This window comes from Acanthopleuribacter pedis, from assembly GCF_017377855.1.
Classification (GTDB): domain Bacteria; phylum Acidobacteriota; class Holophagae; order Acanthopleuribacterales; family Acanthopleuribacteraceae; genus Acanthopleuribacter; species Acanthopleuribacter pedis.
Genome location: NZ_JAFREP010000068.1, coordinates 1 through 12,333 on the forward strand (window position 1 = coordinate 1; position 12,333 = coordinate 12,333).

Here is a 12,333-nt window from a genome sequence, read left to right on the forward strand (position 1 = left end):
GACAGCGGCGCCCTGCACCTGGGTTCGGCTGTGTGGTTCCGCCCCAAGGATTTACCCGCCCAAATCACCGGCGAACGGCTCAAAGCCGACCAACGCATCCTACTCGGGCAGCCAGGGTTATGGCGGGTGGAGGCCGATCTGAAACAGGCGGGGAAAGCCGTTGTTTTTCGGGATGATCCCCTCAGCAAACTCAGCTACAACGACAAGAAGTGGGTGCTGGAACATCGCGAAACCATGACTTCCACCTGGTACAGCAGCTTGCCGTTGCCCGCCTACCATCCGCTGTTCGACAGCCTCAACAGCGCCGAGGCCGACAGCGACACCGGCATCGACAAGAAGGACCGCATCATCTACCCGCTGATGCGTTACCAGGCCGCGACCAATACGCCGGGCGCCCTGTTCGGCCGGGTCATCGAACGCGAGCGCAAGGATTTTCCGTGGCAAAACAAGTTCCAGCGCGGTGATTTGGACCAGGCCGTCACCGACCTGCCCACCGAACTCACCGACCAACCCGCCGACGGCGCCGCCAAACGCAAGGTCGAACGCAGCTACCGGCCCCACCGCTTCGGGAACCTGCTCGAGGAAGTCAAACGCGGCACGCGAACCGTTCGCTACAGCTACGACGCGGACGCCTACCTGATCGCCGTCAGCGAACAAGGTTCCGACAGCCAGAGCCGCGTCACCCGCTACCGCTGGGAGGACACCGAGGTCAAGGCCGGCGACGTCCCCATCAAACGCCTGATCGCCATCGAACGGGACAACGGCGACAATCCGTTCCTCGTCGCCGCCTGGACCTACGCCCACGCCCAAGGCGTCACCGTTGCCGGCTACCGCGATCCATTCTGCAGCGAGGAAACCGGCTATACCATTGAGCTGGCCGGGGGCGAAACCAGCAGCTTTAGCGTGCCCGCCTGCGACGGGCTGACCGCCCCCTGGACCGTCACCTTCGACACCACGACGGAACGCCGCCTCAGCAAATCCTGGCAGCGGGGCACGGCCGGCGGCAGCTTAACCTGGCAGCGCCGCCCGTTCCAGGAAGCGTACGATTGGCGCATCGTGGCCGACAGTTTCCGCGCGCAAACCTTTGATTACAATAGCTATGGCTTTCCAACCCAAACGTCGGTGGACGGCTTGGTAACCAGCCAAGCATACCAAACCACCAAGGGTTTTCGCGACCTTCTCGCAAGCCAAAGCGTGAATCCCGGCCAAGGCCAAGAGGCCGTCGACCTGACCGTGGCGATTGGCGATTCGGGCAAACAACACATCATCACCGACACGGACAGCGGGCACAAGCTGACGCGGTTCTACGCCGATAGCGGCGTTTTCCTCGGGAGCAGCGATGTAACCGGCATTCACGACGGCCCAACCGGCAGCCAGGGGTACTATCCCCGCGGCGGGTCGGTTGCCACATTCGACGCCGTCACCCTGGCCAACAAACTCGCCCCCGGCAAAGACACCGTCCGTAAAACCACCTTCAACCAATGGGGTCAGCCCGTCTCCCAAGAAGGGTTAGGTGCGACCACCACCCTCACCTATGACCCGCTCGGCCGACTCACCCAAACCGAAACCAAACACGGCGCGATCGCGATCACCCGCACCCTCACCACCACCTATGAAAACGGGCGCTGTTTGGTGACCGCCGTGGACAGCGAAGACGGCAGCACCAGCGTGTTCCATTACGACCAGCGGGGCCTTTTGCGCGAGGTGACCATCACCGGCGGACCCGCGCCCGGCGTGACCCGTTACAGCTATGACGATCACGGCCGCCTGACCGAGGTCGTGGACGCCGCGAACGAGAACGACAAAACCATGCTTGCCTACCACGGCGATACCGAGGTCGTCACCTCCCGCGCCACGCCCACCGCCACCTTCACGTACACCGTCACCCCCGGCGCCGGAGTTTTGGTGGACGGGCTCACCATCACACCGAGCGAGGGCCAACCGGAAACCGTCCCGTTGAAAATCGATGCGCTCGGCCGGACCGCCGTCACGCGTTTGGCCGGGATCGGCGCCGTCCGTCACAGAACCGACGCCTTCGGCAACCCTTTGAGCGTTACCAAAGAAACAAGCGGCGCGGCGGCATCAACCAAAAACCTGGAAGCACTTTTCTCGTGGCAATACGCGCAGGGCAAGGTCGCCTTCAACGACCATTGGAACGCGCGCGCCCTGGAAACCAACGCGGTTGGCGACACCTGGTTGGACAGCACACTGACCGAGCAATTGAATCGGCTGCCTTTCGAAGCAACCATCAACAAGCGAAGCGAAGGTAGACCCAACATCGTGCCCGAGACCACCAAAACCATCAACACGACCATCAACACGACCATCAAAAACGACCGGCTGGTGCGGAAGGTTAAGAACGAGACCAGCGGCATTCAACGGGAAATCGAAATCGACGGCTTGGGCCATGTCGCAAGCATCAAAAGCGGGAATCGCTCGCTAACCGGGAGTCTGCCCGACCAGGGCCACGGCCGTTACGCGCGCTGGACCGGCGCTGACGGCCGTACCTTGGACCTCACCTACAATGGTGCGACCCAGCTCACCGGTGTCGCTCGGGCCGACCTAGACTGGACCGCGTTATACGATACGCGGGGACGGGTTTCGCAAACCACCTCGTCCCGCGATCTCACCTTGTCCTACCAGTACCAAGGTATCAGCGGCTTGTTGGACAGCGTGGCAACCCAACAGGCCAACCGGGCGGCCGGACCTTTGCTCGAAACGTCGGGCGAAGCGCTAAGCACGGCCCGACAAACCCATCGTTCGTGGCTCGGGGACGAGGTGTTGGTACAACAGGAGATCGACCGCCTCGGTGAAACCACCGTCACCCGCGGCGAGCACAAGGCAACCGTCAACCACGACAGCGACACCTACCTGCTCAAAGACATCACCAATTTTTCGGGTGAAACCAACGAAGTCACCTGGGAGCATCACAACAAGGTTGTTAAGGTCAAGGTGCCGGACGGCACCACCGCCGCTTCCGCCTTCGATCAACACGGCAACCTCTATGGCGCCGGTTTGATCGACACGGAAGGTGCGGAGGTCAACACCCTGCAGGTCTTCCGAGACGCCGAGCAACGCGTCAAGTACCTGGTCACCCCAAGGGACACGCTCGAATACATCTACGACGGCTGGAACCTAACCGGCGTCCGCGGCGAGCACGGCGCCGAGGTCGCTTATAGCTACGACAGCGGGCATAGCCGGCCCAAAACCATCACCATGAAGCAGGGCGGCCAACTGGAGCAGGAAATCGCCGTCAGCTACCACGCCAACGGCAACCCAAGCTGCGTCACCGTCGAAGCGCCCGGCCGGCTACCCGAGAGCTACCACTACAACGCATTCGGCGATTTAATCCGCCACCAGCGACCCCACCAGGCCTCTTCCACGGTGAGCTTCAACGCCTGGGGCGCGCCCAAAACCGTGACCACCGCGGCGGGAACCTTCAACCTTTTCGAGGAGGGTGCTTCCAACATCCTCACCTTCCCCAACGACGTCACCATCGAGATCAACGCGCGCGGCCTGCAAGAATCCATCTCTTATCCGGGCCTGGCGGCCAAAAGGTTCAGTTACGACGCGGACGGCCGCGTAACCGGTGTGTTCGAGGGCGGAAGCCACCAAGCCCTGGCTACCACCTGGGAAAACGGGCGCATCACCCAAATCACCAGCACCGCACCCAGCGGCAACGTCCCCGCGACCAAACGCGACGCCGTCGCAAGCGAAACCATCACACCGGCATACGACAGCCACGGCCGCTTGTTGGAGCTAACTCGTCGGGCCGCCTCCGGCGAAGGCCCCGCGCTGGTGGAATCGTACAGCTACGTGCAAGACACCAATGACCTAGCACGGATCGACCGCTACACCGACGCCAACGGGGTGACCCACCAATTCAACTACGACAAGAAGAAGCGCTTCCACGGCACCACCATCGGCAACGCCGTCAACCTTCACTACGAGTACGACGACGCCGACAACGTGGTCAGCGTTATCGGCCCCACCATGTTCGTCCAATATACCGATTGGCAAAACGGTTACCCCGCCACCATGACCTGGGGCGACGGCACCGAATTTACGATCAGCCAGGACGGTAGCAACCGTTTATCAAGCATCCAAACAGCGGACGGCAACTTCGCCCTGGAACTGAGCTACGACGGCAACGCCCAAATCGACGGTTGCAACAGCGCGGCCGACACCATCGGCGCCAAAATCGCCGGCGTCACCCGCGCGGGCCCGGAACTGCGCGAAATCCTAACCCCCAGCTACAACCCGAACCACACCTTGGCCGGGGTAACGGTAGAACGCCATATCGGAGAACGCCCACCACCCGCAACGGGCGGAGAAGAAACACCGGAACCAGAACCGACCTACGAAACCATCCGCTTCGATGAAAGCTACGGCAGCGGCGACAAACAACTGCTGCAAAACTTGACCCTGATCCTGCGCGACCAACCCCTGGCCGATCCAAGCGAAACCGGCGACATCCAACTACGCCGCCGCACCGCCGGCAACCAAGCAGGTCCCCGCATCAACAGCCAAACCGAATGGGACGCTCAAGTGGTGGGCCAAACCCACGCGGACAACACCGGCCAAACCAAAACCATGACCTATATCCCGGAAAACGGTAACCTAGACCAAATCACGCCCGCCGAGGGCGACCAACAGGCCTTCGCCTGGGACGGCGAACGGCGCCTGCGCGCCCTACGCCATGGCAACCAACTGTTCACCTACGAATACGACAGCCAAGGCCGCCGCATCCGCGCCACCACGGCAAACCAACTCGAAGCCATGGTCTTCGCGTACCACGGCTCCAAAGTCGTCGCCTTCGGCATCAAGCGCCAAAGAGGTGTGGATTGGACCCACGCTGTCGGCCACGGGCCAATGGGCCCAGCCTTCATCGAAGACCTCAAGGACCGAGAAAAGAGTTTTTATCTGTTCAACGACCACCTGGGCACCCCCTTCGCCTACAAACGCCTGAGCGACGGCAAGGTGTTCTACACCCCCTACAGCCCCCACGGCGAGGACTGGTGGACCCAATTCGAAGCCAAGGACCTCGCCCCCGGAACCGGCCCCCAAACCCAAACCACCACCGATTACGACCTAGGCAAAGGCTACGAACGCCCCACTTTCAGCGTCTTCACGAAACCCTTCCTCGGCCTAAGCGGCCACCAACGCGACACGGACACCGGCCTGATCTACATGCACCACCGCTACTACGACCCGCAGCTAGGCCACTTCCTAAACCCCGACTTCCGCGCCCCCGACATCTACGACCCAAGTACCTTCACCGAACCGTACGCGTTCGCTGCGGGTAACCCGATGATGTTTTGGGATCCGAATGGGTTGGAAGTATTCATCCAACGCAATCAGAACGCCGACCACATCATGAAAATATTGCGGGCGGCGTTCGGCGGTGGCGTTACCTTTGACGAGAACGATCAAAGTGGATTGATTAGGGTTTCTCTCAATACGCAAGGGGTACCCATCGAGCCAAAGCTCTTTGGTTTGGTCAAAATGTTTTCACTAGATCCCAATGACGCAAGGGTAAGGGCGGCGGCTATTCTCGTGGGCAACATCCAGAAATATCAATGGCAAGACCAAGCAGATGATCTCAAGCTGATTTTGGATGCCATTGACAACCGCAGCATGAACGCCTTGATTTACCTCAATGGTACGGAGTTCAGTGTTGCCCGAGGCCAAGCGCCAAGAGGTGTGCATAACCCTCTTGGTATAGAAATGTTCTTTGGTCCAGGGCTTGAGAGATCTCCAGCCATCATCAGTAGCGGAAGAAACCCGAATTACTCCAAGCTTTATGGTTCCGATGGGCGGGAATTCACTTCGAATATTGTCAATATTTCAATTCAAACGATGGCTGAAAACGGCATTGATGTAGCAGCTGGGGTCGCCTTTGCGAAGATGCTCGGGCTTACTGGTCGCGTCCTTAATGACCTTGGCCGAATGAAGCTCGATTTACAACCGGGTGGGGTCATGGTTGACTCCATGGGCAATCGTCATGTAACTTTACCAAATGTAAGTTTTAGTATGGGAGGTGGATCAAGTGCACGAAAAATAACCAAATCAACACAGGATATTTTTCATGTTGTCGACAGTACAAACCCTCGATTTAATGCTTTTGCTCGAAAAAACCATGAAGGATATGTTGAGATCGACCTTCGAACAAAGCTTGAAAACGGAACGAGGTCAACTGTATTAAGAGGAAAGGAATTGTTCAAGGAGGCTTTAGATCACTTTCCTAGATCAGCAGGATTTCAATCAAATTGGTCTTATGGAGATAACTGGAAGCTTGTTAACCGTCTCACTGGAAGTGGTACTCCGCTAGAAGAAGCTGTCAAACAAACTTGGAGCGGAAGACAGGCTATATCATATGGCTTCACCAGAGTGAAGATAAAGCGAGTGTACGGAACCCAAGGTGATTACAGTAAGATTGTTGCAATTTTCTTTTAGGAGGCACAAGATGTGGCCTATCAAAAACCCAGGGCTAGATGACTTCAAAAATGATTTAAATAAAATACAAGAAAACGAAATTGCAAGTTGTTTATTGATTGATGTTGATCTCATGAGCGCAATAAACGACAACTATGGTCATGAATACGGCAACGATGTTCTCGAGCGAATTCATGTTTCCCTTGCAGACTTTTGCAGCGTTTACACTAGTTGTTTTTTTTACCATCTAAGCTCTGACGAGTTCCTTGTGTTGATATCTAACCCGGAAATAAACCCAATTAAATTCACAAAAAAAATCCAAAAAATTATAGAAGAACTCAATATGCCATTTTCACACCCTGACATCCAAAGGCCTCATAGAGATATAGTAACTATAAGCGTTGGATGCATAACAGGGACAATACAAACAAATGGCTGGAAAAAAATATTAAACAGCCTTGAAGAATCATTATACCAAGCCAAAAGAAGTCAGCCATCAGGGGTAAACATCACTAAGCTGACCGTAGTGTCCCAAAAATAAACATGCCGCCCAATCACCCTGCATTCCCTGCCGCACAACAGGAAACGACCTTCCGTTTTCTGGATATTCGCCAAAAACTTTGCCCGAGAGAGGTATTTTTTTGATGTAAAGGCTTCATTTGGGCGCACTTTGACCTTGGATTTCGCTCCGAATCCACCGTACTCTTAACCTGAAACGCGATCATAAAAACTGAGCAAGCCGCCCAAACGGGTTCGTCGCCGGATCCTTCCCTCTGACTTCCCCTGCTTGCCGGAGATCAACCGGTTTCCAAGGCCTTGGTGGGGACGCTCTTCATGGTAATGCGCCACATATTCACGCAAAAGGTATTCAAGTTGCCCTTTCGAAAAAATCACGAATCGGTCCAAACATTCTTCACGAATGCTCCGAATCACACGCGCCACATGTGCGTTCAGGTTGGGCGAGCGGGCCGGCAATTTGACCGTCGTTACACCAGTTGCCGCCAAGGTGGCCTTAAACTTTTCGCCGAAAACCGCCGCTCGATCATGAAGCAAAAACGAGCCCTCTTTCAGGAAACCGTGTTCCTCGTCCGTTTCGTTGCGTGCGACCTGAACCAACCACCCTTGCGTCGGCTCATCCACAATACCGGCGATGTGGATTCTTCGCGTCGCCAACTGCATCATGACCAAGACATGCACCCGCTGAATCCCCCAACCACGTGTCAGTTCCACCGTGAAGAAATCGGCGGCGACCATGCTCGACCACTGCTGCTCCAAGAAACAACGCCATGAGCGCGTGCGTTTCGGGGCCGGACTCAAACCCGCGTCTTCCAAAATCCGAGCCACGGTGTTTTTTGTAAGCGTTACCCCGAGATGCTTCAGCGCCCCGACAATCCGTCGGTAACCCCAACTCGGGTTGTCTTCGGCCAAACGCCGCACCAAAATGGCCGTTTCAGGCGAAGTTACCGGCCGTCCTTGCCGGCCACGCGTTTCGGGCCTATATTTTTGATGAACCAACCTTCGATACCAACGCAAAAACGTGTCCGGGCTGTAACTCAGGGTCGCGATACTTTGCAAAAAATCATTGGGCACGGCCCTTGCCAGGATCGCAAGCCGGCGACGCTGCCGGTCGGTCAAACGTTTATCCCTACCTTTATTTAATGAACGAATCGTTTCCCGCTGAACCTGAATCAGACAAAAAAGAAAATCAAGCACGGCCTTCTGGCGCGTTTCCACCTTCCCAAGAAACAGAACCAACCAAATCACGTTCAGCCAGGACATCGCTTCTCCTTTCGTAACCATCCAAGTTGCATGTTCTTTCGTTGATTGACAACCAAATATAGAAAACAGGCAAAATCCCAAAACCCAAGTGGGGTGTTGCACCGCTGCAACACCCCGCTGTTTACCGGAACAGGGCGACCTTTTAGCCGGACGGCAAGCAGGGGACGCGGGCAGTCTTACACAACGCATGACCATCACGGGCGCCTGACCGAGGTCGTGGACGCCGCGGACGAGCATTACAAAACCACGCTTGCCTACCACGGCGATACCGAGGTCGTCACCACCCGCACCACGCCCACCGCCACCTTCACGTACACCGTCACCCCCGGCACCGGGGTTTTGGTGGACGGGCTCACCATCACACCGTGCGAGGGCCAACCGGAAACCGTCCCGTTGAAAATCGATGCGCTCGGTCGGACCGCCGTCACGCGATTGGCGGGGATTGGCGCCGTCCGTCACAAAACCGACGCCTTCGGCAACCCTTTGAGCGTTACCAAAGAAACAAGCGGCGCGGCGGCATCAACCAAAAACCAGGAAGCACTTTTCTCGTGGGAATACGCGCAAGGCAAGGTCGCCTTCACCGACCATTGGAACGCGCGCGCCCTGGAATCAAACGCGGTTGGCGACACCTGGCTGGACAGCACGCTGACCGAACAATTGAATCGGCTGCCTTTTGAAGCAACCATCAACAAGCGAAGCGAGGGGCGACCCAACATCGTGCCCGAGACCACCAAAACCATCAACACCACCATCACCACGACCATCAAGGATAACCGACTGGTGCGGATCGTTAAGAACGAGACCAGCGGCATTCAATGGGAAATCGAAATCGACGGTTTGGGCCAGGTCGCCAGCATCAAAAGCGGGAATCACTCGCTAACCGGGAGTCTGCCCGACCAGGGCCACGGACGCTACGCGCGCTGGACCGGCGCTGACGGCCGCACCTTGGACCTGACCTACAATGGTGCGACCCAGCTCACCGGCGCAGCTCGGGCCGACCTCGGCTGGAGCGCCCAATACGACACGCGGGGACGGGTTTCGCAAACCACCTCGGCCCGTGATCTCACCTTGTCCTACCAGTACCAAGGTATCAGCGGCTTGTTGGACAGCGTGGCAACCCAACAGGCCAACCGGGCGGCCGGACCTTTGCTCGAAACGTCGGGCGAAGCGCTAAGCACGGCCCGACAAACCCATCGTTCGTGGCTCGGCGACGAGGTGTTGGTGCAACAGGAGATCGACCGCCTCGGTGAAACCACCGTCACCCGCGGCGAGCACAAGGCGACCGTCAACCACGACAGCGACACCTACCTGATCCAAGGCATCACCACCTTTTCGGGTGAAACCAGCGAGGTAACCTGGGAACACGCCAACAAGGTCGTCAAGGTCAAGGCGCCGGACGGCACCACCGCCGCTTCCGCCTTCGATCAACACGGCAACCTCTATGGCGCCGGTGTGATCGACACGGAAGGCACGGAGGTCAACACCCTGCAGGTCTTCCGAGACGCCGAGCAACGCGTCAAGTACCTGGTCACCCCAAGGGACACGCTCGAATACATTTACGACGGTTGGAACCTAGCCGGCGTCCGCGGCGAGAACGGCGCCGAGGTCGCTTATAGCTACGACAGCGGGCATAGCCGGCCCAAAACCATCACCCTGAAGCAGGGCGGCCAACTCGAGCAGGAAATCGCCGTCAGCTACCACGCCAACGGCAACCCAAGTTGCGTCACGGTGGAGGCGCCCGGCCGCCTACCCGAGAGTTACCACTACAACGCATTCGGCGATTTAATCCGCCACCAGCGCCCCCACCAAGCCTCTTCCACCGTGAGCTTCAACGCCTGGGGCGCGCCGAAAACCGTGACCACCGCGGCGGGAGCCTTCAACCTTTTCGAGGAGGGTGCTTCCAACATCCTCACCTTTCCCAACGACGTCACCATCGAGATCAACGCGCGCGGCCTACAAGAATCCATCGCTTATCCGGGCCTGGCGGCCAAAAGGTTCAACTACGACGCGGACGGCCGCTTAACCGGTGTGTTCGAGGGCGGAAGCCACCAAGCCCTGGCTACCACCTGGGCGAACGGGCGCATCACCCAAATCACCAGCACCGCGCCCAGTGGCAATGCCCCCGTCACCAAACGCGACGCCGTCGCAAGCGAAACCATCACACCGACATACGACAGCCACGGTCGCCTGGTGCGGCTAACCCGAGAATCCGCCTCCGCTGGGGCTCCCGCGCTGGTGGAAACCTATGCCTACCTACCAGACACCAACGACCTGGCCAGAATCGACCGCTACACCGACGCCAACGGGGTAACCCACCAATTCAACTACGACAAGAAAAAGCGCTTCCACGGCACCACCATCGGCGGCGCCGTCAACCTTCACTATGAATACGACGACGCCGACAACGTGGTCAGCGTCATCGGCCCCACCATGTTCGTTCAATATTCCGATTGGCAAAACGGTTACCCCGGCACCATGACCTGGGGCGACGGCACCGAATTTACGATCAGCCAGGACGGTAGCAACCGTTTAACAAGCATCCAAACAGCGGACGGCGGCTTCGCCCTGGAACTGAGCTACGACGGCAACGCACAAATCGACGGTTGCAACAGCGCGGCCGATTACGTCGGCGCCAAAATCGCCGGCGTCACCCGCGCGGGCCCGGAACTGCGCGAAATCCTGACCCCCAGCTACAACCCGAACCACACCTTGGCCGGGGTCGCGGTGGAACGCCACATCGGCGAACGCCCACCACCCGCAACGGGCGGAGAAGAAACACCTGCACCCGAGCCCACCTACGAAACCATCCGCTTCGACGAAAGCTACGGCAGCGGCGACAAACAACTGCTGCAAAACCTGACCCTCGTCCTGCGCGACCAACCCTTGGCCGACCCAAGCGAAACCGGGGACATCCAACTACGCCGCCGCGTCGCCACCAACCAGGAAGGCCCCCGCGTCAACAGCCAAACCGAATGGGAGGCCCAGGTGGTGGGCCAAACCCACGCGGACAACACCGGCCAAACCACAACCATGACCTATATCCCGGAAAACGGCAACCTGGACCAGATCACCCCCAGCGAGGGCGACCAACAATCCTTCGCATGGGACGGCGAACGGCGCCTGCGGGCACTACGTCAGGGCAACCAACTGTTCACCTACGAATACGACAGCGCGGGCCGCCGCATCCGCGCCACCACGGCAAACCGGCTTGAACCCATGGTCTTCGCATACCACGGCTCAAAAATCGTCGCCATCGGCATCAAACGCCAAGATGGCGTGGATTGGACTCACGCCGTCGGCCACGGCCCAATGGGCCCGGCCTTCATCGAGGACCTCAAAGACCGAGAAAAGAGTTATTATCTGTTCAACGACCACCTGGGCACCCCCTTCGCGTACAAACGCCTGAGCGACGGCATGGTGTTTTACACCCCCTACAGCCCCCACGGCGAGGATTGGTGGACCCAGTTCGAAGCCAAGGACCTCATGCCCGGAACCAACCCCCAAACCCAAACCACCACCGATTACAACCTAGGCAAAGGCTACGAACGCCCCACCTTCAGCGTCTTCACCAAACCCTTCCTCGGCCTAAGCGGCCACCAACGCGACACGAACACCGGCCTCATCTACATGCACCACCGCTACTACAGCCCCCAACTAGGCCACTTTCTTAACCCCGACTTCCGCACACCTGACATCTACGATCCTACGACCTTCACGGAACCTTACGCGCAATGCCGTTAAGTTAAGAGAGAAAATTACAGATTAACCTGTTTATAACTAAGTGTTTATGGTAAAATTGCGGCATGAGACATGCTCTGGCGGGCTTGATTGATAAGCCCACCGAAATTTATTCTCAAATGAGGTTTTTATGACAGGAGGAGAGGTTAATTAATCGCCGATTTAAAACCAGAAAAGGTCAAAAAGTCGTCTCGCGTAAAATCTTCTCTTATAGACGAAGTCGTTCAACGTTGCTTTACTCGAGCAAACCAAGGAAGTTATTTTTTCCCAGGACTTTAAGGAGAGACACCGGCTTTCCCCCACGGCTTTCACGCGCTGCCGTAAACTCAGCTTCCCGATTTTGGTCCTTTTTCTTGCCAACTTCTTAAAAGGCTCTCTCCA

Annotated in this window: 4 protein-coding genes; 3 read left to right on the forward strand and 1 reads right to left on the reverse strand. The window is 57.7% G+C overall.

What is annotated here, in order from left to right; all coding sequences use genetic code 11:
- Positions 1-30: 30 nt before the first annotated feature.
- Complete coding sequence (locus tag J3U88_RS35165; RefSeq protein WP_207863600.1) at positions 31-6,456, forward strand: RHS repeat-associated core domain-containing protein; 6,426 nt, start codon at positions 31-33, stop codon at positions 6,454-6,456.
- A 10-nt stretch (positions 6,457-6,466) separates the two neighbouring features.
- A complete protein-coding gene (locus J3U88_RS33590) occupies positions 6,467-6,976 on the forward strand; it encodes a diguanylate cyclase domain-containing protein (RefSeq protein WP_207863601.1) in 510 nt (169 codons plus the stop codon).
- A gap of 164 nt (positions 6,977-7,140) precedes the next feature.
- Here J3U88_RS33590 and J3U88_RS33595 read toward each other — a convergent pair whose 3' ends face one another.
- Positions 7,141-8,214, reverse strand: coding sequence for an integrase core domain-containing protein (locus J3U88_RS33595; RefSeq protein WP_207863602.1), 1,074 nt, complete (start codon positions 8,212-8,214; stop codon positions 7,141-7,143).
- A gap of 216 nt (positions 8,215-8,430) precedes the next feature.
- On the opposite strand from J3U88_RS33595, the gene J3U88_RS35170 reads away from it, so the two are divergent.
- Complete coding sequence (locus tag J3U88_RS35170) at positions 8,431-11,955, forward strand: RHS repeat-associated core domain-containing protein (RefSeq protein WP_207863603.1); 3,525 nt, start codon at positions 8,431-8,433, stop codon at positions 11,953-11,955.
- Positions 11,956-12,333 lie beyond the last annotated feature (378 nt).